This is a genomic window from Dactylosporangium sp. NPDC005555 (assembly GCF_040605635.1).
Taxonomy (GTDB): Bacteria; Actinomycetota; Actinomycetes; order Mycobacteriales; family Micromonosporaceae; genus Dactylosporangium.
In genome coordinates this window covers 19,875-44,386 of record NZ_JBEXDG010000042.1, presented here as the reverse complement: position 1 = coordinate 44,386, position 24,512 = coordinate 19,875, and the positions used below count along the sequence as shown (strand labels likewise).

The window sequence follows — 24,512 nt, the reverse complement described above, 5'->3', positions numbered from 1 at the left end:
CCATGAGACGAAGCGCAAAGCGCGCCCGGCGGGTGCTGGGCATCGCGCTGGCCGTGCTGATCCTCGGCACGGCCGCGGTGCGGCTGCCAGACGCCCTCGCCGACACCCCGGTCAACCTCGCCCGCAACGCCGGCGCCCGGGCCACCGCGTCCTATCAGGACGGCGCACTCGTGGCCGCCAACGCGATCGACGGCAACGGCGCCACCCGCTGGTCCAGTGACCACAGCAACGACAACAACGCCTGGATCTCCGTGGACCTCGGCGCCGCCTACGCCGTGTCCACTGTGGTCCTGTCCTGGGAGGCCGCGTACGCCAAGGCTTACAAGGTCCAGGTGTCGGACAACGGGACACAGTGGACGGACGTCCTGTCCACCACGACCGGCGACGGCGGGTCCGACACCGTGACCATCGGCCGGACCACCCGGCACGTGCGGATGCAGGGGGTCACCCCGAACACCCAGTGGGGCTACTCGCTGTGGGAGTTCGAGGTGTACGGCACCGGCTCCACCGGCGGCGGTGGCGGCGCGGCGATGGTCGCGCCCTCGACGACCTACCCGCAGACCTACGGCGACTGGGCCAACGGCCTGCTCGCCGGCAACGGCAAGCAGGGCATCATCGTCTTCGGCAACCCGCGCAACGAGACCACCGTCTTCACCGACAAGGACTTCTTCATGGCGCGGTCGGAGGCCCGGCCGCACCGGACCTTCAACACCGTGAGCGGCACCGACCTCGCCCGCATCCGTGACCTGCTCATCGCCGGGCAGTACCGGGACGCCAACACCCTGGCCGCCAACGTCCAGGGGTACCAGGGCGGCGGCGAGGGCAGCAAGCACCCCGGCTTCAAGATGACGACGCAGGTCACCGGCAGCACCGCGATCAGCAACTACGTCCGCTCGACCGACTACTCCTCCGGGGTGGTGTCGGTGAACTGGAACGACGGCCAGGGCCGCTGGCAGCGCGACGCGTTCGTGTCCAGGACCGACGGCGCCACCATCCAGTATCTGCCCGCACCGTCGGGGCAGCGCCTCAGCGTCAAGCTCGGCCTGTCCATCGATCCCGGCATGAACCTGCTCAACAAGGGCGTCACGTACGTCAACACCTCGAACACCAGCTTCCTCAACCTGCGGGCGAAGTACCCGAACGGCACCTACAACGCCGGCTACGAGGGCGTCACCCGCATCGTCACCGACGGCACGAAGACGATGAGCGGCACCGACGTGTCCGTCACCAACGCGACCTACGTGATGCTGCAGTCGCTGACCCAGCGGTACGACGGGACGTACAACGGCGGCGTCCCCGCCGAGCAGGAGTGGAACCGGCAGCTGCTGCAGTCGCGGTTGACCGCGCTCGGCGACAGCTACCAGACGCTGCTGAGCCGGCACGTGAGCAGGCACAGCGGCATCTTCAACCGGGTGTCGCTGGACCTGGGCGTCAGCGCGCAGGACCGGGCCAAGTCCACCGAGCAGCTGCTGGCCGAGCAGAAGACCGCGTCGGCGCCGATCCCCGCGCTGTACGAGCGGATGTTCTACGCCGGCCGCTACCACCTGCTCGCCTCCAGCAACGAGACGGCCGCTCCGGACCTGCTCGGCAACTGGACCGGCGACAGCAACGTCGGCTGGGACGGCTACTACCACCTCGACGCGAACCTCAACCTGCAGATCTCCGGCGGCAACGTCGGCAACATGCCGGAGGCGATGGCCGGGTACTTCTGGCTCAACAAGCAGTGGCAGGCGGACTTCCGCACCAACGCCCGCAAGCTGCTCGGCACGCGCGGCATGCTCACCGGCGGCAACACCCCCAACGGTGAGGGGCTCATCTCCAACATCAACTTCGACTATCCGTACCAGTACGTGACCGGCGGCGAGTCCTGGCTGCTGTACCCGTTCTGGGAGTACTACCAGGTGACCGGCGACCGGACCTTCCTCGCCGACCAGTACTACCCGCTGATCCGCGACATGGGCGACTTCTACGAGGACTTCCTCGTCAAGAAGGACGGCAACGGCAGGTACGTCCTCGCCGGCTCCATCTCGCCCGAGAACACCCCGCCCGGCGGCGTGCCGCTGAGCGTCAACTCGGTGTACGACATCTCCGGCGCCCGGTTCGCGCTGTCGACGCTCATCCAGACCAGCCGGGCGCTCGGCCGCGACGCCGACAAGATCCCCGTCTGGCAGGAGAAGCTGGACAACCTGCCGCCGTACATCGTCAACACCGACGGCGCGCTGGCCGAGTGGGCGTGGCCGGACCTGGCGAACAAGAACAACTACCAGCACCGGCACTCCAGCGGACTGATGCCGGTCTGGCCGTACCGCGAGATCACCCCGGAGACGAACCGGGCGCAGTACACCGCGGCGCAGACGTTCCTGCAGAAGAAGGACGCCGGCAGCTACGAGAACGCCGGGCACGGCCTGCTGCACGGGGCGCTGATCGCCGCCGACCTCAACAACGCCGACTCGGTCAACGCGAAGCTGCTCCGCTTCGCCAAGGACGACTACTACTACTCCAGCATGGCCACGTCGCACTACAACAACCACAGCGTGTTCGCGACGGACGTCGTCAACTCCGTGCCCACGATCATGATGGAGATGCTGGCCGCCACGTCGCCCGGCACCCTGGAGGTGCTGCCGGCCCTGCCGAAGGGCCTGAAGAAGGGCACCATCTCCGGCATGCTGGGCAAGGGCCAGTTCAGGATCGACAAGCTGACGTGGGACACCGACACCCGCAAGGTCCAGGTGACGGTGACCTCGAACATCGACCAGAACCTGACCCTGATCCAGCGCTCCGGCATCGCGTCGATCACCGCCACCGGCGGCACGGTGCAGAGCTCACCGCTGGGCGGCATCGCCCGGGTCCTGCCGCTGCAGGCGGGCAGGACCGTCGTGCTCGACCTGACGCTCAGCGCCGCCGCCGTCAACCTCGCCCTCGGCAGGCCCGCCACGGCGTCGTCGTCGTCCAGCGCGCAGCAGGACGCCGCGAAGGCCTTCGACGGCGACCTGTCCAGCCGCTGGGCGGCGAGCGAGGCCGCGGACAACTGGGTGCAGGTGGACCTCGGCGCCACCTACAACCTGCGCGAGGTCGCCCTGCGCTGGGAGGCCTCCTACGCGAAGTCCTACAAGCTGCAGGCGTCCACGGACGGCACGACCTGGCGGGACATGTACACCCAGGCCAGCTCGCCCGGCGGCACGGAACGCCTCCCGGTGAGCGGCCCGGCCAGATACGTCCGCATGCAGGGCGTCACGAAGTCCGGGCAGTGGGGCTACTCGCTTTACGAGCTGGAGGTCTACGCCTGAACCGCGGATGACGAGCGCGGGAGGGGCGTCGGCGCCCCTCCCGCGCTCGTGGCTACGCCGGGAGCTGGTCGAACTGCTCCCAGCCGCCGATCGCCGCGCGGTTGGCGATCAGGGCCGCGGCGCCGGCGTTCTCGGCGCAGACGTACTGGTTGTTGACCGTGGCGAGGAGGCTGACGGTGCCGTTGCCGTTGCGGATCAGTTTGAACGTCTCCCATGGTCCGGCGGCGGTGCGGTTGGCGATCAGCGCCCCGGCGCCGGCGTTCTCCGCGCAGACGTACCGGGTGTTGACCCTGGCGCGTAGCGCGATGTTCCCGCCGCCGAGGTCGACCACCTCGAAGCGCTCCGCGTTACCGACCGCGGTGGCGGTGGCGATCAGCGGCGAGTTGCCGCTGTTCGGCGCCGTGACGTAGCGGTTGTTCGCCCTCGAACGGAACGCGAACGCGGTGCCGGTCGGCGGGGTCGAAGGCCCGCCGACGACCGGCTGCGTCGGCCGGGTGGGGGTCAGCGGGGTCTCCCGCTTGAACATCCGGCCGCCGTCGGCGGTGAGCCGCAGGTAGTAGTCCGAGGAGCAGGCCACGCCGTCGGCGTCCAGCGCCGGGTGGCCGAAGTTCGCCGGCTGCATCGAGGCGTTCTCGGCCGTCTTCGCGATCTGGTTGCCTTCGTTGAACTCGTCGAACATCGACACGTACAGGCCCTGCGCGCCGAGCCGGGTCATGTTGTAGATGTGCCGCCAGTAGAAGTCGCCGTGGGCGCGGGCGCCGGCGGACAGGTCACCCGGCATCACACACGGCTGGTAGTCGATCCCTCTGGCGTTGCAGTCGGCCTGATCGCCGACGTTCACGTTGTTGTAGTACGAGTCGAGGCCGGCGACGTCGCCGGTGCGGCCGACCATCCACGGCGAGATCATGTTGAACGCGTGGTACACGTCGAGGAACCCCGGACGGGAGTCGTTGACGCCGGTGCGCCACCAGGTCGGCACGCCGCCGATCACGTAGCAGCCCTGGGCCTTGAACCAGTTGATGACGTCCAGGCACGGGCCGGGCGCGAACGGGCGGCCGGGGTCGTTGAAGCCGAAGCCCCAGATGCACACCACCGGCTTGCCGTTCTGCCGCGCGTACGCCGGCGACGCCGTGTAGGCGGACATCTTCGTCGTCCAGTCGGTCTTGATCTGCGACTGCATGTCGGTCCAGCTGGTGACGTCGTACATGATGTAGAACTTGCGGCCGAACGCCTCCGCGGCGCTGCGGACCTTCACCGTCATCGCGTCGCGGACGGGGCCTTCGCCGCCGACCGGGTTGAACCGCTGCAACGCGGCCGTGTCGCAGCCGTAGTCACGCATCCACTTGAAGTGGGTGTCGACCGTCTGCTGGTCGTAGGAGGAGAACAGCTTGGCGGGCTGCCCGTTGCCCAGGTTCGCGTACGCCGTGGTGTAACTCTTCGTGTACTCGCGCATGTCCGGCCACGACACCAGCGTCGTGTTGCTCGGCGACGGCGGCTGACCGCCGTTGGCGCTGTAATGCCACCACTGGTTGATCGGCGACCCGTCACCGAGGCAGGCGAACCAGCCCTGGTAACCGACGGAGATCTTGCCGACCACATCGCCCGGGGCGCTGGCGGCCTCGGCGGTGCCGGCAACGTACGCAGTCGCACCGAGACCGGCGACGGCCAGTCCGGAAGCCAGAACCTGGCGCCTGGAGAGACTCATGGGATTGGATGTCCTTTCGAGCGGGAACGCGGGGATTGCCTCATGGCGGTGAGCGCCTGCCACCGTCTCCAGGGCAGGCTTGATCCGCGTTGCGCGTGCGGGCGGCGGGACCGCGCCCACACGCTGGACGGGGGCGGCGAACGGCAGTGACGCGGGGGCATCGGGCGGACTCCGGCACTTCACGGAGGAGCGACGCCGACGCACCTGACGAAACGGCGGTCCGAGTTGAGGATGCCCGGGAAGCGGCCGTCTTGAATGGACCTTTGCAAGAGGAGCGCCGATCTGTCAACTCGACTACCTGATGTATCGGCGTCGATACAGCTTCAGCGGCGGCCGGCGCCCAGCATCTGGCCGCGGGTGAGGGCCCGCTGGGCGATGACGAAGACGGCGACCACGGGCGCGACCGTGACGAGGGTGGCGACGGCCAGCTGCGGCGCGTAGAGCCGCACGTCGAGCCCGGCGGCGTTGGTCGGGTCGAACAGCGGGCTGGAGGAGACCAGCTGCGGCAGGCCGACCGAGATCGTCGTGCTGGAGGACAGCGGCAGCAGCACCAGCGGCAGGAAGAAGTTGGTCCAGTTCGCGACGAAGCTGAAGAAGCCGACCAGCGCGACCGCCGGTTTCGACGCGGGCAGCGCGATCCGGCGGAAGATGTCGGTCTCCGACAGCCCGTCGATGCGGGCCGCCTCGAGGACCGGCACCGGCAGGGTCGTGCGGAAATGGATGTACGTGAGGTAGACGCCGAACGGGTAGAAGCCCATGAGGAGTGCGACGACCCAGATGTTGTTCACCGCTCCGGCCGCGCTCACCTCCAGGTACAACGGGATCACCAGCACGGTGTTGGGCACGACCATCGTGAGCAGCGTGCAGAAGCGCAGCAGCCGGCGGCCGGGGAAGCGCAGCCGGGCGAGCGCGTAGCCGGCCGGCAGCCCGACGGCGACGGCGACGAGCGCGCCGCCGGTGGCCACGATCAGCGAGTTGCCGAGCCAGCTCAGCACGACCCCGTCGTTGAAGCGCAGCACCGTGTGCCAGCTGTCGCGGGCGTTGCCCAGGGACAGGCCGGTGGGGCCGGAGCCGTCGTCGCGGCGCAGCCCGACCAGTGCGAACGCGGCGACGGGGTAGGCGAACCCGACCGCGACGAGCAGCAGGGTCAGGATCCGGCCGGCGCGGCCGAGGTTCACGGGCATCGTCGGGTCACCGTTCGTCGTCGAAGAGGCCGCTGCGGCGCACGACCAGCAGGCCGACGCCGAGCGTCACGGTCAGCAGGATCACCGACATCGCCGCGGCCATCGGGGTGTCGAGGATCTGGTACGCGTAGGAGAACCCGAGCTGGTTCGGCGTCCACTGCGGGGCGATCAGCCCGTGGGTGACCTGGCTCAGCACCTGCGGCTCGAGGAACAGCTGGAAGCCGTAGGCGAGGTTGAGCAGCGCGAGGTAGCCCAGCCACGGCCGGATCATCGGCAGCTTGACCCGCCACGCGATGCCCCAGGCGCCCGCGCCGTCCAGCCGTGCCGCCTCCAGCAGATCCTCGGAGATGCTGTTCAGCCCGCCGGTGAGCACCACGACCCAGGTGCCGGCGCCCTGGAAGAAGAGCATGGCGGCCAGGATGTACGGCAGGTTCCCGGGCTGGGCGACCTCGCCCAGCGTGTGGTGGCCGAAGCCGTGCCAGAGGAACGCGACCGGGCTCTGCCCGGGGTCGAGCAGGAACAGCCAGAGCATGAAGTTGGCGACGCCGGTGAGGGCGCCGGGCAGGTAGTAGACGAAGCGCATCGTGGTGCCGAAGCGGCCCGGGCTGGCGTCGACGAGCAGCGCGAGGCCGACGACGCCGAGCAGCATCAGCGGCAGCCAGATGACCATGGTGAGGGCCACGTTGCCGAAGGTCTCGGCGAAGCGCAGGTCCGTGACCACCCGCCGGTAGCTGCTGAGCCCGCCGAAGCCGGTCTCGGACTCGTTCTGCAGGCTCTTGACCACGGCGTACCCGGCCGGCCCGAGACCGCCGACGAGCAGCAGCGCGACGTACGGCAGGACGAGGACCGCGGCGGCGCGGCGTCCCATCCGTCCGGCCCGCCCGGTTCTGCCGGGCCGGACGATCCTCCGCGGTGGATGGGACGGTGGCGGGACGGCCGCGTGCACCGGCGCGTAGATCTGGCTGCTGCTCCTGTACGTCGACACGGGCGGACTCGATTCAAGCGCTGTCGTGGACGGTGTAGCCGAATGAGCGGGCCTCCCCGACGAGCCGTTCGCCGAAGACGGTCCAGGCGTGGGAGAAGGAGCGCCCCGAGGTGAGCGCCGGGGTGACGGTGTGCGTCCACACGGTGCCGGTGTTGTACCGCGTGTAGTCGCGCTCGGGCCGCACGATGGTGCTCGCCAGGACGAACGCCGCGGCGGCGGCGTCGAAGTCGGCGAGGTACCTCGCCTCCCGCTGCCGGTCCAGCCACGGCTGCTGCAGCGGGGTGACCCCGGGCAGCCCGACGCTGAGCTCGACCTGCCAGCGCGGGTCGGCCGCGACGAACCGGGCGAACGTCAGCGTGTTCGCCAGCTGGGTGCCTTTGATGTGCCGGGAGAAGCCCCACAGGCCGCCGCCCTCGGAGCTGGTGTGCGGCGCGTCGTCCGCGGACCAGCGCAGCGGCGCGGCCGCGGCGATCCGGCCCGGCGGGACCTTCCACGTGTCGCGGAACAGGAAACTGCCCCACCACACGGCGCCCGGGCTCATGACGAGGCGCTTGCCGAGCTCGGCGGCCTCGGGGGAGAAGATGCCGGCCGGGGCGACCGCGCGGGCGGCGACGAGCCGGTCGAGCAGGTCGCGGACGCGGGTGCAGCGCGGGTCGCCGAGGTCGATGTGCACCTGCCGCTCGCCGAGCCGGTGGTTGGTCGGGCAGCCGCTGGCCCACAGGTAGCGATCGGGGGCGTAGGCGTCGCCGAGGAAGCCGGTGACGTAGCCGGGGTGCTCGGCGGCGATGCGCAGGCTGAGCTCGCCGTACTCCTCCCAGGTGGCGGGCGGCCGGTAGCCCCAGGCGGCCATCAGCTGCTTGTCGTACCAGAGCACGTCGGGCGCGGCGTCGTTGCGCAGGCAGCGGAAGAGCCCGTCGATGCGGCACTGCGAGATCGAGCTCGGTGCGTACTTGGCGATGACGTCGGCCAGGTCCTCCGTCAGGTCCCGGACGTAGTTGATCTTCGAGTTGGCGGCCCAGGCGATGTCGTCGTTGGACGGGAAGAAGATCGCGTCCGGCCAGCCCGTGCCGGCCTGGTTGAACAGCACGAACTTCTGCTGCAGCTCGGTGCTGCCGACGTTGCCGTTGATGGTCATCACGTCGACCGGGATCTCGGGGTGTGCCTGCTGGAAGGCGCTCACCGCGGGCAGCCGGGGTGGGTCGACCCACACCGTGATGCGCCCGCCCGAGTCGGTCGCGTCGTCGGCGGTGCCGGTGCCCTCCGGGCCCTTGCAGGCGGCGGGACCGATCAGCGCGAGCACCGCGAGCGTCGTGACGGCGGCGCGTGTACCGCAGCGGATCATCGCGGGCACCTTACCGAATCCATCGGATGTCTAGCCGGATGTCTAGCAGAGCAACGTTGGGATTAGACATGGGAGGTCTGGAAACGTCAACAGCAGAATCGTGACACGCCTGCCGGGCAAAATCCCCTATAAGCGCCCGATCTGCCGCAAGAGCGGCCACCTAGCGTGTGCCGTCGATGCGCTTCGACGAAATACATCCTATGAATGTGCCGTTTCGGTGGAGACGGACGGCGAGGTGCGGTGCTAGTGTCCGTCGCCAATAGATCGGATCAATCACGCCACCGCGGGTTGGTCCGCACGCTGGACGGAAGTGTGTGCATGACGACGATCACCGCAGTACGGATCCACGACGTGCGGTTCCCGACGTCGCTGAGGCTCGACGGGTCGGACGCGATGAACCGGGACGCCGACTACTCGGCCGCCTACGTGGTGCTGGAGACCGACACCCCCGGGCTCGCCGGGCACGGCTTCACCTTCACCATCGGCCGCGGCACCGACCTGGTCGCCGAGGCGGTGCGGCAGCGCGCGCAGCCGCTGCTCGGCCGCGACGCCGGCGAGCTGTGCCGCGACCTCGGCGCGGTCTACCGGGAACTGGGCGCGGACTCGCAGCTGCGCTGGCTGGGGCCGGAGAAGGGGGTCGTGCACCTGGCGCTCGCCGCGGTGATGAACGCCGTGTGGGACCTGGCGGCCCGCCGGGCCGGGAAACCGCTGTGGCGGCTGCTCGCCGAGATGTCGCCCGAGGAGCTGGTCGCCGCGACCGACTTCCGCTACATCACCGACGCCCTGACCCCGGACGAGGCCCTCGCGATGCTGCGCGAGATGGCACCGACCAGGACGCAGCGGATCGAGCGGCTGCGCGAGCTGGGCGGCTACCCGTGCTACACGACGAGCGCCGGCTGGCTCGGCTACGACGACGACAAGCTGCGCCGGCTGCTGAAGGAGGCGGTCGACGCCGGGTACCGGCACGTCAAGCTCAAGGTCGGGCTGGACCTCGCCGACGACGTCCGACGGTTGCGCATCGCCCGCGAGGTCATCGGCTGGGACGCGGACCTGATGATCGACGCGAACCAGGTGTGGGACGTGCCGCAGGCGATCGACTGGGTCGGCCGGCTGGCCGAGTTCCGTCCACTGTGGATCGAAGAGCCGACGAGCCCCGACGACGTCCTCGGGCACGCCGCGATCCGGCGGGCGGTGGCGCCGATCGGGGTCGCCACCGGCGAGCACGGCATGAACCGGGTGTTGTTCAAGCAGCTCTTCCAGGCCGGCGCGATCGACTACTGCCAGCTCGACTCGGCCCGGCTCGCCGGCGTCAACGAGATCCTCGCCGTCTACCTGATGGCCAAGAAGTTCGGCGTCCCGGTCTGCCCGCACGCCGGCGGCGTCGGGCTGTGCGAGCTCGTCCAGCACCTGTCGATCTTCGACTACGTCGCGGTGTCCGGATCCCTCGAGGGCCGGGTCACCGAGTACGTCGACCACCTGCACGAGCATTTCACCGACCCGTGCGTCGTCGTGGACGGGCACTACGTGCTGCCGGACGCGCCCGGGTACAGCGCACAGATGCACGAACGGTCGCTGCAGGAGTTCGGCTACCCCGGCGGCGGGTACTGGCAGACGCGCAGCCCCGCCAGGGGAGCCTGACATGGCGCTGCTGGAGGTGCGCGGCGCGAGCAAGAGCTTCCCCGGCGTCCAGGCCCTCGACGCCGTCGACCTGAAGCTGCGCCACGGTGAGGTCCTGGCGCTCGTCGGGGAGAACGGCGCCGGCAAGTCGACCCTCATGAAACTGCTGACCGGCATCGACCGGCCGGACGCCGGCACGTTCTCGCTCGACGGCGACCGGTACACGCCGACGAGCCCGAGGCACGCGCAGGAACTCGGCATCTCGATCATCCATCAGGAGCTCAACCTGATGCCGGACCTCACGGTCGCGCAGAACATCTTCATCGGCCGGGAGCCGCGCATCGGCGGGCTGCTGCTGTCGGAGCGGGCGCTCAACCGGCGGACCAGGGAGCTGCTCGCCCGGCTCGGCCTGCCGCTGGAGCCCACTGACCTCGTCGGTGACCTGACGGTGGCGCGGCAGCAGATGGTCGAGATCGCGAAGGCACTCAGCTTCAACGCGCGGGTGCTGGTCATGGACGAGCCGACCGCCGCGTTGAACGAGGTCGAGGTGACCACGCTGTTCGGGCTCATCCGCCGGTTCGTCACACCGCGGACCGGCGTCATCTACATCTCGCACCGGATGCACGAGCTGGCCCAGATCACCGACCGGATCACGGTGCTGCGCGACGGGCGGAACGTCGACACCCTCGACACCGCGTCGAGCACCATCCCGCAGGTGATCTCGCTGATGGTCGGGCGGACGATCACCGGCGAGCAGCGGCCGCGGGGCGCGGTCGTCACCGGCGAGCCGGTGCTGTCGGTGCGCGGCCTGCGCACGAAGGCCCTGCTGCGCGACGTCAGCTTCGACGTGCGCCGCGGGGAGATCCTCGGGTTCGCCGGGCTCATGGGCGCGGGCCGGACCGAGGTCGCCAGGGCCCTCGTGGGCGCGGACCGCAAGGACGGCGGCACGGTCACGGTCCACGGCCGAGAGGTCGCCGTCGGCAACCCGGCCGACGCGGCCCGCGCCGGGATCGGCTACCTGTCCGAGGACCGCAAACGCTACGGCGTCCTGCTCGGCCGCAACGTGCGCGACAACGTCGTGCTCGCCTCGATGCCCCGCTTCACGTCGAACCTCGGGCTCGTCGCCGACCGGATGATCGGCAGGACCGCCGCCGACCACGTCGCCAAGCTCCGCATCCGCACCCCGTCGACGGGCCAGCTGGTGCAGCACCTGTCCGGCGGCAACCAGCAGAAGACCGTCATCGCGAAATGGCTCGTCCGCGACTGCGACGTCCTCATCTTCGACGAGCCGACCCGCGGCATCGACGTCGGCGCGAAGGACGAGATCTACGCGCTGCTCGACGAGCTCGCCGCGGCCGGCAAGGCGATCGTGATGATCTCCTCCGAACTGCCGGAGGTCCTGCGGATGTCACACCGGATCGCGGTCATGTGCCAGGGCCGGATCACCGCCGTCATCGACAGTACCGACGCGACCCAGGAAAAGATCATGGACTTCGCCACCCGATTCAGCACCGAAGGAACGGTGACCTCGTGACCTCGATCCCTTTTCCCGCCAGGGTCCGGGGCTCTGTGCAGCAGCTGCTCGCCCTCGCCAGCCTGATCGCCATCCTGGTGTTCTTCTCCTTCGCCAGCCCGTACTTCTTCACGCCCAGCAACCTCGTCGGCATCCTCATGGCCGCCACGGTCACCGGGATCCTGGCCCTGGGCACCACCTTCGTCATCGTCTCCGGCGGCATCGACCTGTCCATCGGCACCGGCATGATCCTGTGCGGCGTCATGACGGGCGTGTTCATGACGTACTGGGGCTGGCCCGCCTGGGCGGGGGTCACCGGAGCGATCCTGTTCGGCGGCCTGATCGGCTTCATCAACGGCTTCAACGTGTCGGTCCTGGGCCTGCCGCCGTTCATCGCGACGCTCGGGATGATGCTCGTCGCTTCCGGCCTGTCGCTGGTCATCTCCGGCACGAAGCCGATCTACTTCAAGGAGCACCCCGACTTCCAGCTGCTGATGAACTACTCGGTGATCCCGGGTGCCCGCTTCCCCCTCGGCGTGCTCATCTTCCTGGTCCTCACCGTCGTCGCCGCGGTCGTCCTCGGCAAGAGCATCGTCGGGCGGTACGCGTTCTCGATCGGCAGCAACGAGGCCGCCACGGCCCTGTCCGGCGTCAACGTGGTCCGCTGGAAGCTCACCATCTACACCCTCGCCGGGCTGTTCGTCGGCATCGCCGGCGTCCTCGCCGCGTCCCGGCTCAGCTCCGCCCAACCCGTCGGCGGCATGGGCCTGGAACTGGAGGCCATCGCCGCCGTCGTCATCGGCGGCACCTCCCTGCAGGGCGGCCGCGGCTCGATCGCCGGCACCGTCGTCGGCGCGCTCATCGTCGCGGTCCTCACCAACGGCCTGCGCGTCACCGCCGTGCCGCAGGAATGGCAATCGGTCGTGGTCGGCTGCGTGATCCTCGTCGCCGTCTACGTCGACATGCTCCGCAGAAAACGCACCCTCTGAGAAGGAGTACACCCCCATGCACAGGAAGGCGTTCGTCGCGCTGCTCGGCGCGACCGCGATCACCCTCACGCTCGGCGCCTGCTCCGACGCCGCCGAGAAACCCGGCGAGGAGAAGAAGCCCTACGTCGCGCTCATCTCCAAAGGCTTCCGCCACCAGTTCTGGCAGGCCGTGAAGGCCGGCGCCGAGCAGGCCGGCAAGGAGTTCAACGTCACCGTCACGTTCGAGGGCGCCCAGGAGGAAGGCAACGTCGAGCAGCAGATCCAGCTGCTGCAGACCGTCATCGACAAGAAGCCCGGCGCGATCGGCTTCGCCGCCATCGACAGCCAGGCCGCCGGGCCGCTCATGCTCCAGGCGAAGAACGACAAGATCCCGGTGATCGCGTTCGACTCCGGCGTGGACAGCGACGTGCCGATCACCACCGCCTCCACCGACAACCTCGCCGCCGCCGCCGAGGCCGCCAAGCACATGGCCGAGAAGATCGGCCACGAAGGCAAGATCGCGATGGTCGTCCACGACCAGACCAGCGTCACCGGCGTCCAGCGCCGCGACGGCTTCGTGGACTACATGAAGAAGAACGAGCCGAAGATCCAGATCGTCGACATCCAGTACAGCGGCGATCCCCTCAAGGCGACCGACCTCGCCAAGGCCATCCTCACCGCCAACCCCGACCTCAAGGGCATCTACGGCTCCAACGAGGGCGCCGCGATCGGCGTGCTGCACGCCGCCCAGGAGAAGGGCCTCACCGGCAAGCTGACGATCGTCGGCTTCGACTCCGGCAAGGACCAGATCGACGCGATCAAGGCCGGCACGATGTACGGGGCGATCACCCAGAACCCGGTCGGCATCGGCTACGAGACGGTCAAGGCAGCGGTCGCCGCCATCAAGGGCGAGAAGCTGCCGAAGTCCATCGACACCGGCTTCTACTGGTACGACAAGACCAACATCGACGAAGCGAAGATCTCCGCGGTCCTGTACCAGTAACCTGCCGTCCCTCGTAGCCAGGCGCTGGCCGGTGGATCCTCACCGGCCAGCAACGCGACCACGAGCGGGCATTCGGCTGGGGACGCTCGGGTTCTTACTGTTGTATGCTTTTCGGTATGACAACGGTCAGGTTCACAGTGTCGTTGCCGGAGGACGTCGCTGGCCCGTTGAAGGACCTGCCGGCGGGGCAGGTGTCGGCATATGTCACGGAAGCGCTACGGCGGCGTCAGCTTGTCGAACGAACGCAGGATGCGCTGACCAGGGCCGGACACCGCACGTTCACTCCGGACTCGGACGAAGCCGCAGCACTCCGGGAGCAGCTTCGAGTCCCTCGCGAAGTGCACAGCGAGACGGTCACGCGACTCAAGTCCGAGGGGCTCCTTCCAGCCGACTGGCGGTCGCGGCAGTGATCGTCGAGGCGGTGCTCGACAGCGGTGCGCTGATGGCGTATGTCCACGGTGTCGATCGAATCGGCGAGTTGCTGTTCAGGGCGGCTGAGAACGGCTTTGCGGTCACGGTCCCGAGCACCTGCTTGATTGAGGCGTACTCCGGATTGAGCGTCGACGAGCACGACATGCTGAGGGTGCTTCGGTTACTGCCGGTAGTGCTGGTCGATGAGCCCGGTGTTGATGTGCATGGCCCTGACGATCTTCCGATCATCGGAGGCATGGCAGCGAAGTCGGGCCGGCTGGGCGCCGGTCATGCCGCCTTGGTGGCAGCGAGCCTGTCGGTTGCGGTCTACACGTCGTTGCCTGAGCAGATCGAGGCCGTGCTCGGCAAGAGCTGGCCGATCATAGAGGTGTGACCGGCAGCGCGCCATGGCTCGGTCGGCGGTGAGTTCGATCCTTGATGCGCGGGCGGCGGGTCCAGGGCGGCGCCGACGGCGGCCAGCCGGTCGGCCAGCGCCGGGGCGGCGTCGCGCAGGCCGGCGAGATCCGTCTGGTGCTCCAGCAGTTGCGTCCACAGCACGCCGCGGCCCTGTTCCAGCAGAGAGGCCGCCTGGTGCGCGTGGCCGGCGGCGACGGCGCAGGCGGCGGAGTCGAGGGCCAGCCCGGTCCATTCGCCCAGCAGTTCCTCCCGGCTGTGGCGGCTCACGCCCCGCCAGATCAGCTGAGGCAGGAGCCGCACGGCCGTGGCGTACCCGTCGGATGCGTCCTGCCACTGCGCCGTCGACGCGGCCATCCTGCCCCACAGCTGGCCGGCGAGCACCCGGTCGGCAACCGGCGCGTCCGCGATCAGGGCGGCAGTCCGCCACGCGTCGCGTGCCGGCGCCCACTCCGACCGGCTCCGCAGCCCGAGACCCAGGCTGGTCAGCAGCCATGCCCGCGAGGGATGACCGGCGGGCGTGGCGGCAGTGGACGAGCGCAGGAGCGCGACTGCCTCGTCGAGGTCGGCCGGGTCACCGGTCCGTCCGTGCCGGACGTGCAGCGCGGCGGCAAGGTTCGCCTGCATGCCGGCACGATCGGGCGAGTTGTCGCCGGCGGCGGTCACCGCGTCCCGGCATCTGGCAACGGCCTGGTCCAGGTCCGTCAAGGCACCCGTCACCGCGAACAGCAGCTGCAGCGCGCTGCCGAGGTTGGACAGCCGGTTCGCTCGCTCGAAGTCGCCGCCGGGGGTTGCGGCGACACCGGCGAGGATGGCCTCCACGGCGTCGTGGATGTCCGCGGGGTACTTCTTCCGCTGGAACCGGAACATCAGCATGGCGCCCAGATTGGACAGGAACCGGGCACGCTCTGGGTGGTCGCCGGGGGTTGCGGACACGGCGACGCTGCTGGCGAGGACCGCCGCGTCCAGGTCCGTCAGCTCGCCGAGGCGTTCATACCGGGATCGCAGCGCGATGCTGAGGTTGGTCAGCCGGCCCGGCAACTCTGGGTGCCGATCGGGCGTTGCCGACACGGCCGCCCGTCCGCTGCGCACTGCTGTGCCGAGATCAGCGAGGTCCCCGGAGAGCCCGAACCGTGCGTGCAGCGTGAGGCCGAGGTTGGAAAGCCGGTCCGGCAGAGCCGGGTCGTTGTCGTCCGTGGTGGCTGCCACGGCTGCATCGGCCATCCGCACCGCTTCGTCGAGGTCCGCGGCCGAACCGGACTGTTCGAACACCGTCCACAACCTCGAGCCGAGGTTCGACAGCACCCTTGCCCGGTCGGGTCCGTGGTCGGGGACGGCGTCGAGCGCCGACCGCACCAGACGCACCGCCTCGTCCAGATCCGACGGCGCGCCGCCCCGCTCGAACCGGGTCGCCAGGGCGTTGCTGAGGTTGACCCATCGTCCCGCCTGAGCGGGGTGGGCGTCAGGGGTCGCGGCGATCACGGCGCGGGCCGCGCTGATCGCCTCGTCCAGGTCCGCGGTCCGGCCCAGCCGGTCGAATCGGAGACGCAGGCTGCTGCCCAGTTGGGACAGCCAGTCCAGGCGGTGTGGATCCTCGTCGCCGAGGACGATCAGGGCTGTCCGGGTCACCAGCACGGCTTCGTCGAGGTCCGCCGCGGCCCCGAACCGCTCGAAGCGACCCAGCAGCATCGTCGCCAGGTTGGCGAGCAGGGCCGACGGGTCAAGACCTCCGCCGGCGGACGTTGCCAGCGCGGCGCGGGCGGCCCGGATGGCTGCGTCGAGATCGGCAGGTGCGTCTGTGTGCTCGAACAGCGCCAGTGCGGTCTGGCCGAGGTTGAACAGTATGCGACGAAGGAGCTCGACCTGGTCCAGGGTCACCAAATCCTCGATCGGCGTGTGGTGTCATCGTAGTGGCAGGGTGCCCTTCCACCAGATCGTGGTGGCGCTGCAGGGCGTGCTGGCGGGGACGGTGGCGGAGAAGGTCATGTCGGCCTTCGTGGTCTTCCAGCCGCCGGCGATGGTGTACTGCGCGCCGGTCACCCTGGCGGTGAAGACCCAGGCGGCGCCGCTCGTCGGGACGTTGTAACAGGCTGCGCGGCCGGAGACGGCGCTGCCACGCGCGGACCAGGTGTCACCGTCCAGGGCGAGCGTGGGGGACCCGCTGATCCACTTCGACCCGGAGAGGCAGAACTGGGTGCCGCATCGGCTCAGCTGCAGGGGCAGCGGCTTCCTGTTGCCGCTGTCGCAGTTGTCGTCGCCGCCGTCGCAGGAGTAGAGGGGCAGCTCGAAGGTGAGCTCGGCGAGGCCGCGCGCCAGGTCCTGCGGGCTGGTCGTGGCGACCTGCTGGCGGGCCGCCTGGAGCGCCTGCGCGTTCTGGCCGTTGGCGGCTTCGGCCTGCTCGCGGGAGGTCCGCAGGTCGGCCCGGGCGTGCTCCAGGTCGTCGCCGAGCCGGTCGGCCTTCTTGTCGGCGGCGGAGATGCGCACGGCGGCGGTGACGAGGGCCGCCGCGCAGAGCAGGGCCATGGCGATGAACAGGGCGCCGAAGAGCTTCGGGGTCGGCTTCACGCTCGCTCCTACATAGTCCACAGTGCGATGAGACCGACGAGGCAGCCGGCGACGACCGTGGCCATCACCACGGCGGACACCACCAGCGCGCGGCCCCCGGCCGGCGCCGCGCCGCTGTCGTCATCGGGTGGTGCGGGCGGCGGGCTGAGCTGTGCCAGCCGGTCGTGCAGCGCCTTTTCGAGCAGGTCCGGCTCGGGTGGGTCGGCCGGTGGGCGTTCCCAGCCGGTCACGCGCAGCGTCGCGACGCCGTCGGCCGGGATGTGGGCCAGATGCGGGGTCGGCCCCGCGTGCCGCAGCCCGAATCGCTGTTCGAGGCCGTCGCGCATCCCGAGCCAGCGCTCCAGGAGGCTCTGCACCTCGGTCAGGGTCAGCTGCGGCAGGCGCCCGGCCAGGACGGTCTCCTGGAGTTCGGGGTGCACGAGGACCGGGCGGAAGCCGTCGCCGAGCCGCAGGCCCTGCTCGTGCCAGCGCGGCACGACGACCTCGGGTGGAAGGCCGAGCTCCCCGAGCAGCCGGCTGCGGTCGCGGAGCGCGCCGATGGGACCGCCGATCAGGCAGTCCACGCGGCACGGGCCATCGGCGGCCGCGAGCCGGAGCGTCACGGTCCCGGCGGTGGAGGCCGCCGCCGCGGGGCGGTTGTCCGCGTCGACGGCGAGCCAGCCGTGCCGGAGCTCGGCCGGGTGGAACGCGGCCCGGCCGTCGGCGATACGGTCGATGCAGTGGCGCGCCTCAGCTTCCATAGATCACCCGTCCCGGGCATTCGGTGTCGTGGACCCTCGACCAGACGCGGACGCAGGCGAGGACCATCCCGGAGACCTCCGGGATCCGCAGCGGGATGTCGTGCGCGGTGAGCGCCCGGGCGCTGTCGAAGCCGGCCGGTGGCAGCTTCACCAGTCCGGGTCCGAGCTCGGCGGCGGCGTCGCGGATCGCGGTGTGCGCGCGGACGCGGAGCCGGCCCCACCAGCTGACGTCCGCGGCCGGCGGCAGGTGCACCACCGACGTCACGGCCTCGTGCAGGCGGACCAGGCACTCCAGCCGGTCCGCACCGCCCTGGGCGCCCGGGGCGGCGGCGATCAGCGCCGCCGTCCTGGCCGTCAGCTGGCCGCGCAGCCGCTCCTGCTCCGCCGGTGACGTGAGCTCGGCCAGCCCGTGGAACTGCAGGGTCTGCAGGCAGTGCCGGAGGTGGCGGTCCTGGGACAGCAGGTGCAGGACCGGCACCACCACCCGGGTGAAGGCGACCGCGGCCGGGTCGGCGCCGGGGCGGTCGACGACCGCGGCGTGCACCCGCAGCTCGGCAGGCAGCGGCGCGTCGGGGTCGGTCGCCAGGCCTTCGTGCAGCGTGCGGCCCCCGACGGACAGCCGGGGGATCAGGGTGTCCCGGTCGATGCCGCGGATGGTCACGGCGGCGGCGTCGACGGTGGTGCCGGCCGCGCGGGCCTCGTCCGCCGCGCGGATCTGGACGTCCCACCGGTCGTCGGGGGCCATCCGGAGGCTCAGCAGGTGCAGCGCGCCCCAGAGCTGCGCCGGGTCGGCGGGGGCCGGACCGGGGTCGTGCTCACCGGCCATCTGCGCCGCCCGCGTCCACAGTGGAGCGAGCCGGGCGCCGAGCCCGTCGCGGGGCGGCGGCGCGCCGGCCGGCACCCCGGCGGCGCGACGGCCGTCCGGGGCACCCCGCCCGGCCAGGATCCGGTTGATGGCGTCGGTGGCGGGATTGCCGGGCGCCGCCTCCTCCAGCGCGGCGCGCATGCCGGCGAGCAGGCCACGGACCAGGGTGGCCGTGGCCGGCTCGTCGAGCAGCGCGCCGAGCGCGTCGTCGAGCGGCCCCATCAGTGCGAGCCGTTGAAGGGGTCGAAGCGCTCGTCCAGGTCGATCTTGCCGGGTTCCATCGGCACGCTCAGGACCCGGCCGGGGTTGGCGATGACGTCGGCCATGGACCGGGCCGGCAGGTACGGCACGAAGCCCCGGACGGGCTGGACGCGGCCGGTCTCGTCCACGACGATGCGGGTGTCCGCGCCGCGGCCGTGCCGGATGGCCGCCCGGAACGGTGTCCCGACCCGGTGCAGCACGGTGGGGTCGTCGGGATCGCGCCGGCCGATCCACCAGGTGCCGTCGGTGGGCACCTCCCGCGGGAAGCGGACGCTGACCCAGCAGCTCAGCGCCGTCTGCTCGCCGGGGGAGACCACGCAGCCGTCGGGTTCGCTGTCCTCGCGCAGCAGGATCTTGCCGTGGTTGGCCATCCCGCCGGCGACGTCGGGGTTGACCACCAGGTCGTGCCGCAGCCGCACCGGGGCGAAGGCCGTGTCCCGGCCGGCCACCTGATCGTCCGGAGGGCACGCGGACATGTCGAGGCTGTAGTGCGGACTGCCGGCGCAGAAGTGGACGGTCAGCATGTCGGCCTCGTCGATCTCGAACTGCATCGAGACCTGGCCGACCCACTCGTCGAGGTCGAACCGGTCCGGCTCGTCCTCGTCGTCGTGCAGCTCCTGCAGGCTCAGGAACCCCCAGAGCACGGCCGGTTCGGCCTTCGACACGCCGCTGCGGTTGACGGCCAGGTCGAGGATCGCCGGCATCCACTCGGAGCGCTGGGCGCCCTGCCCGGACTCGCCGACGCGTTCGAACTCGCGGCCGGCGGGGAAGACCGGGAGCTGGTTCGGGCCCGTGCCGGACAGCTCGAGATCGTACGGCAGGCCGTGCAGCAGGTTGTCGACGTCGATGTGCAGCTCGGTGCGGCCCATCGCCACGTTGCGCTTCGCCCGGCGGGGATCCGCGTAGCCCTTCTGCCGGACGTGTTCGGTCCAGCAGGCGCCGATGGAGGTGCCGACCTTGGCGAACGCGGGGTCGTGCACGACGTGCAGCGGATTCCAGCGCAGGGTGCCCCAGCCGCTGTGGGCGCTCTCGCCGGTGAAGATCTCCTGCAGCAGCTGCCGGGCGCGGGGCAGCGCGGTCGTGCCGCCGGAGAGGATCACCATGTCGAGCGGTTCGGTGCCGCCTCTCGCCGCCAGCAGCCGCTTGCAGGCGACGTCCAGGGCGATCTCCATCGCGCGGCTCAGCACGTGGTCGATCTCGGCCCGGATGGCGGCGTGGTCGACCTCGATCGTCGACGCGTGCGCGCCGGCGGCACCGAGCTTCAGCAGCTCCTGCAGGTTGCGCAGGAGGTACGGCCGGCCGGCGGCGGACGCCCGTTTGGCTTTGTCCGCCTCGTTCCACAGCCGCAGGAACCGCTCGCGGGCCTGCTCCTCCTCGGCGGCCGTCCGGACGGCGGACCATCGGGTGGGGACGACCTGGTCGATGAGGGCCAGCCTGGTCGGCTCGGTGGCGGAGGTGTCCTCGGCACCGGCCACGGGCAGCACCGATCCGGCCCGGTAGACGCCGCCCTCCAGGAAGGGCGGGTACTCGCTGACCACGATCTCCGGCGACCGGGTCAGCAGCAGGTCGGCGATCCGGGCCTTGAACAGATGGAAGATGCCCAGCGTGATCCGGTCGCCGCCGAGCTGGAGATTGCCGGCCTTGCCAAGCACCGTCGGCCGCAGCTCGTAGTAGCGCCCCTGCTGGTCGACCGGCACACCGCCGTCGCGTTCGGTGTGGTCGCGCAGGGTGAGCGCGAGCAGCGCGACGTCGGTGGACCCGCCGCCGATGTCGATGACCAGGATGTTGTGCTGCCAGGTTTCCGGAGCGACCTGCCGGCTGCGGGCGCGGAACGCCTCGACGCCGATCGCGGGGTCACCGGCGAACGCCCGCATGAGGTTGAACATCGCCGCGGCGGTGGCCTCGTCCAGGCGGGTGTCGGCGAACCGCAGGCCGACGGAGTGCGCGAGGCGTTCCATGTCGAGGCGGGTCTGCGGCGGGGCGGTCGTCGGGTAGGTGACGACCGCCCGGTGGACCTCGCCGGCCGCGTACCGGTCGCCGTTCATCCGGCGGAATTCGGAGACCCGGTCCAGCAGGCAACGCCATACCGCGGTCAGCGCGTCGTCCGTCGTCGGGGCGCCGGGCAGGTCCGGCGGGAGGCCGGGCAGCGGCCGGTTGTTGCCGACGAAGCGTTTGAGGCCGGGCTGGTGCTGCACGGCCACGGGCACGGGCACGGCCCGGCCGGTGGGGTCGAACCCGTCGTCCCACATGGCGAGTTCGAAGGGCGCCAGCGACAGGACCCTCGCGTCGCTGGAGATGGCCGGCGTGTTGGCGTGCATGGGCACCGGGAAGAACTGCAGCTCGGCGATCGGAGGACGGGCGAACGCATCCCGGTAGAGCCGCTGCAGCCCGCCGGTGAGCGCGTCGCGGCGGGCCGGCAGCGCGTTGTCGACCTCCTGGTCGAGGGCCAGCAGCACGTCGAAGACCCGGTCGCCGGCGAGCGACTCCTTCAGCTGGGTGAGCGGGTCGGCGAGACGGGCGCCGGGCGTCGACGCGGCGAGGGTGCGGCCGGCGCCCTCCAGCAGGTCCCGCCACTCGTCGCCGGAGAGTCCGAAGTCCTCGGTGGCGGTGCCGTTGAGCAGCTCGGTCAGGCAGTCGCGGAGCCGGGCGACCTGGGTCGGCGCGATCCCGAGCAGCGCACGCTTCTGGTTCTGGTCGAACATCGTGATGGTCGAGTTGGACATGCCGAAGTCGATCGCGACCCAGCCCTTGTACCGCTGGTCGGTGTCGGACATCGTCGGCCGCGGCTCGGCGGCGGGCGGCTCGGGCGCCGCCGGCGCGGGCGCGTCCGGGATCCGGGACGGGGTCACGAGGACGCACTGCCGGCGCAGCCGCTCGCCGAGCGGGACCAGCCTGCCGTCGGCGAGGCGCTCGGCGGCGTCGACCGACCAGGTGAACGCCGTCTGGCCGGGTGGCAGCGCCGAGCCCGCCACGTACTGCCAGGGTGCCAGGTACCGTCCGTACGGCGGCAGGTCGACCCCGGCCAGCGGCAGCACGGGCTGCCACAGGTCGCTGATCTGTCTGGCCGGAGTGGTGCCGGTGGTGGTGTCCGGTGTCACCCGGACCGCCTGGACGACGATGTGCCGCCCGGACCGGTTGATCAGCAGCGGCGACGGCAGCGCGACGGGCCGGTCGGTGCCGTCCAGGGTGAACCGCTGCCGGGCGCTGCCGTCGGCCTGGTCGATGAACTCGAGCTCGATGTCCATGTCAGTTCTCCCATTCCGACCATGGTCCGCCGGCGGTGGTGCCGGTCGAGCGGGTGCGCAGCTGCTGGATCGCGGCCAGGAGCGTGCTCCTGGCCTCCTCGCCCGCCGAGGACGTGTCGGGTGGTTTCGCGCCGGCCAGGGTCTGCAGCAACCGGTCGAAGAAGTGCAGGGTCACCTGTTCGGCCCAGCCCCGGACCACCTCGACGTCGGTCTGCATCAGGTACGCGCCCGCGGCGACGAACTCGTGCCGCAGCCGGATGACATAGCCGGGGTGCCTGCGGTGCACCAGCTCGGAGTCCGACGGGTCGTAGGGGTGCTTCGCCGGCAGCGACCACGCGAACCGCGAGTCGCGGCGCAGCGGGAACGCCGCGGCGTACCGGTCCGGTCCGGGCGCCTGGTAGGGCACCTTCTCCAGGATCGAGGCCGGGGCCCTGGTCAGCAGCCCCTGCCAGTCCTGCGGCCGGACGATCAGCGTCCATGGGCCCGGCCGGTCGGCGAAGACCGCCTTCGCGCGGCTGCGCAGCGTCTCCTCGGCGGCCAGGGTGTCCTCCGCGTTGCGGATCAACGCCCGCTCCCAGCGGGACAGCGCCTCGCCCCGGACCGTGCCGAACGCCTCCACGCAGCTCTCGCTGAACGGCCCGACCAGTTCGGTGGTGGTCGCGGGACCCTGCTGGACCTCGCGGCCCCGGACCGAGTCGAGCGTCTGGCGCCACTGCGGCCACCGGTGCACGCGATGGGCGGCGGTCTCCTCGACGAAGTCGGCGAACGGCCCGCGGTCCGGCTCGTCCGCCGCCAGCGCGCCGGACAGCACGCTCGGCAGGCCGCGGCGCAACCGGATCAGCACGGTGCGCAGGCCCGACAGGACGGACTGGAACTCGACGTGCGCGGCGGCGGCGCCACCGGGGTCCGGAGCCGTCTGGACCGCGGACTCCAGCAGCAGCAGGAGCTCGCGCAGCCGCGAGTCCTCCCGCTCGACCCGCTCCGCCCGGCGGCGCAGGCCGTGGACGGACAGCTGGTCGACGAGCATCGTCTGGACCCGGCGCCGGCCACCGTCCTCGGCGACCGGCAGCAGCACCGCCCGCAGCGGGCTGCCCTCCGGCAGCCCGAGGGCGACCTGCTGGGCGTATCCGGCGAGGTGGTCCTGCATCCTGGCGCGTTCGTCGAACCGTCCGGCGACGAGCCCGGGGTTGAGCCGGCCGAGCGCGACGAGGCCGGCGTAGAGGAACGAAGGCTCGCCCGGGACCAGCTCACCGGCGGTGCGCAGTAGCTCGGCGATCGACGGCAGGCTGCTGCGCACCGCGTCGTCGCTGTCCAGGCCGGGCTCCTTGAACCGGATGGCCTGCGGATTGTCGAACACGTTGCCGACGCCGACGATCGCGCCGCCGTTGACCGCGGTCAGCAGCCGGGTCAGCTCGTCGGAGGCCATGCTGTCCGGGTTGGCCGCCTTCAGCAGCACCACGGCGGTGTCGACGTCGTGCAGGAGCGTCTCGGTCAGCATCCGGTCGCGTTCGGACGACAGGTGATTGAGGATGCCGGGGAAGTCCCAGAGCTCCAGCACCGTGCCCTCGCCGAAGCCCGCGAGGTCCTTGCGGTCCGGGGGCCGCAGGGCGTCGCCGTTCGCGAGCAGACCGGGCAGCAGCGTCACCGGTACGTCCATCGCGACCTCGGCCTGACGGACGAGCCAGAACAGCTGAGCGGGCGACTGGCCCTCGTAGACGATCTGGACCAGCGCGCCGAACTCCTCCGCCGACACGTCCCGGGTGGTGCCGAGGCAGGCGTCGTGCTGCCGGGCGCTGGCGGCGACCGCGACGAGCTGCCGGACAAGGCGGTCGAGGCTCGGGTCGAGCGGCCTGGCGGTGCGGTGCCAGGCCTCCAACGCGTCCGGGTCGCCGTCGACGGCCTTCCGTGTGAGCGTGTCGAGGTCCGGGTGCGGGCCGCCGACCGCGCGGATCTGCCGGCCGAGGTCGGCCAGGCACGCCTCGCACTCGGAACGGCTCAGGAACACGATCCGCCGGCCGGTCACCACGCTCGTCGTGCCGCCGGCGACCGGCCGCAGCCGGAAGCGGGTCACGTTGCCGGTGGTGGGCCGGTCGCCGATCGGCAGGTTGTCGAGGAAGCCGAGCATCGAGGCGACGAACAGGGTCTTACCCGCCCCGTACTCACCGATGACGCCGACCTTGTAGGGATCCCGGACCATGGCCAGCACCCGTCCGGCCTGGTCGCGGACCCGGCCGATCGGCGCGGCGAGCGCGGGCCCGAAGTCCGCGCCGTCGATCAGGGCGATGGCATCCGCGGCGAGCTGCTCCGCGTCCGCCACGAGATCTTTCCTGGCGGCGCTCGCGCCGCCGCTGCCTGCATGCCGTGTGTCGGTCATCAATGCCTCTCGGCGTGACGATGAAAGGGAGCG

Annotated in this window: 16 protein-coding genes; 6 read left to right on the top strand and 10 right to left on the bottom strand. The window is 71.0% G+C overall.

The window, feature by feature from the left end; translation table 11 throughout:
• Positions 1–2 precede the first annotated feature (2 nt).
• On the top strand, positions 3–3,287 hold the full coding sequence (locus ABZS58_RS35170; protein WP_354787579.1) for a discoidin domain-containing protein: 3,285 nt from the start codon (positions 3–5) through the stop codon (positions 3,285–3,287).
• A gap of 52 nt (positions 3,288–3,339) precedes the next feature.
• Here ABZS58_RS35170 and ABZS58_RS35165 read toward each other — a convergent pair whose 3' ends face one another.
• The 4 genes from ABZS58_RS35165 to ABZS58_RS35150 form a co-directional block, all read right to left on the bottom strand.
• On the bottom strand, positions 3,340–4,992 hold the full coding sequence (locus ABZS58_RS35165) for a lectin (RefSeq protein WP_354787578.1): 1,653 nt from the start codon (positions 4,990–4,992) through the stop codon (positions 3,340–3,342).
• A gap of 323 nt (positions 4,993–5,315) precedes the next feature.
• Positions 5,316–6,176 carry a carbohydrate ABC transporter permease gene (locus tag ABZS58_RS35160; protein ID WP_354787577.1) on the bottom strand — a complete coding sequence of 287 codons (861 nt, stop codon included), beginning with the start codon at positions 6,174–6,176 and terminating at the stop codon, positions 5,316–5,318.
• Between the two features lie 7 nt (positions 6,177–6,183).
• Positions 6,184–7,161: a sugar ABC transporter permease gene (locus ABZS58_RS35155; protein WP_354787576.1), complete on the bottom strand. Its 978-nt coding sequence runs from the start codon at positions 7,159–7,161 to the stop codon at positions 6,184–6,186.
• Positions 7,162–7,174: 13 nt separating this feature from the next.
• Complete coding sequence (locus ABZS58_RS35150) at positions 7,175–8,503, bottom strand: extracellular solute-binding protein (RefSeq protein WP_354787575.1); 1,329 nt, start codon at positions 8,501–8,503, stop codon at positions 7,175–7,177.
• Positions 8,504–8,821: 318 nt separating this feature from the next.
• Here ABZS58_RS35150 and ABZS58_RS35145 point away from each other — a divergent pair, with 318 nt between their 5' ends.
• From ABZS58_RS35145 to ABZS58_RS35125, 5 genes are all read left to right on the top strand, one after another.
• On the top strand, positions 8,822–10,141 hold the full coding sequence (locus ABZS58_RS35145; protein ID WP_354787574.1) for an L-fuconate dehydratase: 1,320 nt from the start codon (positions 8,822–8,824) through the stop codon (positions 10,139–10,141).
• Position 10,142: 1 nt separating this feature from the next.
• Positions 10,143–11,654 carry a sugar ABC transporter ATP-binding protein gene (locus tag ABZS58_RS35140; protein ID WP_354787573.1) on the top strand — a complete coding sequence of 504 codons (1,512 nt, stop codon included), beginning with the start codon at positions 10,143–10,145 and terminating at the stop codon, positions 11,652–11,654.
• On the top strand, positions 11,651–12,622 hold the full coding sequence (locus tag ABZS58_RS35135) for an ABC transporter permease (protein ID WP_354787572.1): 972 nt from the start codon (positions 11,651–11,653) through the stop codon (positions 12,620–12,622). Before ABZS58_RS35140 ends, ABZS58_RS35135 begins: the two co-directional genes overlap by 4 nt.
• Before the next feature lie 16 nt (positions 12,623–12,638).
• Entirely contained in the window at positions 12,639–13,604 is a 966-nt protein-coding gene (locus tag ABZS58_RS35130) for an ABC transporter substrate-binding protein (protein ID WP_354787571.1), read from the top strand.
• A 406-nt stretch (positions 13,605–14,010) separates the two neighbouring features.
• Positions 14,011–14,409 carry a hypothetical protein gene (locus ABZS58_RS35125; protein WP_354787570.1) on the top strand — a complete coding sequence of 133 codons (399 nt, stop codon included), beginning with the start codon at positions 14,011–14,013 and terminating at the stop codon, positions 14,407–14,409.
• Here ABZS58_RS35125 and ABZS58_RS35120 read toward each other — a convergent pair.
• The 6 genes from ABZS58_RS35120 to ABZS58_RS35095 are packed head-to-tail and all read right to left on the bottom strand — an operon-like array spanning position 14,343 to position 24,479.
• On the bottom strand, positions 14,343–16,307 hold the full coding sequence (locus ABZS58_RS35120) for a tetratricopeptide repeat protein (protein ID WP_354787569.1): 1,965 nt from the start codon (positions 16,305–16,307) through the stop codon (positions 14,343–14,345). The genes ABZS58_RS35125 and ABZS58_RS35120 overlap by 67 nt on opposite strands.
• A gap of 24 nt (positions 16,308–16,331) precedes the next feature.
• Positions 16,332–16,994, bottom strand: a complete 663-nt coding sequence (locus ABZS58_RS35115) for a hypothetical protein (protein WP_354787568.1) — start codon at positions 16,992–16,994, stop codon at positions 16,332–16,334.
• A gap of 8 nt (positions 16,995–17,002) precedes the next feature.
• On the bottom strand, positions 17,003–17,734 hold the full coding sequence (locus tag ABZS58_RS35110; RefSeq protein WP_354787567.1) for a hypothetical protein: 732 nt from the start codon (positions 17,732–17,734) through the stop codon (positions 17,003–17,005).
• Positions 17,724–18,821 carry a hypothetical protein gene (locus ABZS58_RS35105; RefSeq protein ID WP_354787566.1) on the bottom strand — a complete coding sequence of 366 codons (1,098 nt, stop codon included), beginning with the start codon at positions 18,819–18,821 and terminating at the stop codon, positions 17,724–17,726. Before ABZS58_RS35105 ends, ABZS58_RS35110 begins: the two co-directional genes overlap by 11 nt.
• Positions 18,821–22,105 (bottom strand): hypothetical protein, encoded by a 3,285-nt coding sequence (locus ABZS58_RS35100; RefSeq protein ID WP_354787565.1) that lies wholly within the window; start codon positions 22,103–22,105, stop codon positions 18,821–18,823. Before ABZS58_RS35100 ends, ABZS58_RS35105 begins: the two co-directional genes overlap by 1 nt.
• 1 nt (position 22,106) lies before the next feature.
• On the bottom strand, positions 22,107–24,479 hold the full coding sequence (locus ABZS58_RS35095; RefSeq protein WP_354787564.1) for a hypothetical protein: 2,373 nt from the start codon (positions 24,477–24,479) through the stop codon (positions 22,107–22,109).
• Between the last annotated feature and the right edge of the window lie 33 nt (positions 24,480–24,512).

Excerpts from the sequence above, each read along its gene's own strand:
- ABZS58_RS35170 (WP_354787579.1), top strand. The coding sequence starts at position 3 with ATGAGACGAAGCGCAAAGCGCGCCCGGCGGGTGCTGGGCATCGCGCTG.
- ABZS58_RS35165 (WP_354787578.1), bottom strand. The coding sequence starts at position 4,992 with ATGAGTCTCTCCAGGCGCCAGGTTCTGGCTTCCGGACTGGCCGTCGCC.
- ABZS58_RS35160 (WP_354787577.1), bottom strand. The coding sequence starts at position 6,176 with ATGCCCGTGAACCTCGGCCGCGCCGGCCGGATCCTGACCCTGCTGCTC.
- ABZS58_RS35150 (WP_354787575.1), bottom strand. The coding sequence starts at position 8,503 with ATGATCCGCTGCGGTACACGCGCCGCCGTCACGACGCTCGCGGTGCTC.
- ABZS58_RS35145 (WP_354787574.1), top strand. The coding sequence starts at position 8,822 with ATGACGACGATCACCGCAGTACGGATCCACGACGTGCGGTTCCCGACG.
- ABZS58_RS35140 (WP_354787573.1), top strand. The coding sequence starts at position 10,143 with ATGGCGCTGCTGGAGGTGCGCGGCGCGAGCAAGAGCTTCCCCGGCGTC.
- ABZS58_RS35130 (WP_354787571.1), top strand. The coding sequence starts at position 12,639 with ATGCACAGGAAGGCGTTCGTCGCGCTGCTCGGCGCGACCGCGATCACC.
- ABZS58_RS35110 (WP_354787567.1), bottom strand. The coding sequence starts at position 17,734 with ATGGAAGCTGAGGCGCGCCACTGCATCGACCGTATCGCCGACGGCCGG.
- ABZS58_RS35105 (WP_354787566.1), bottom strand. The coding sequence starts at position 18,821 with ATGGGGCCGCTCGACGACGCGCTCGGCGCGCTGCTCGACGAGCCGGCC.
- ABZS58_RS35100 (WP_354787565.1), bottom strand. The coding sequence starts at position 22,105 with ATGGACATCGAGCTCGAGTTCATCGACCAGGCCGACGGCAGCGCCCGG.
- ABZS58_RS35095 (WP_354787564.1), bottom strand. The coding sequence starts at position 24,479 with ATGACCGACACACGGCATGCAGGCAGCGGCGGCGCGAGCGCCGCCAGG.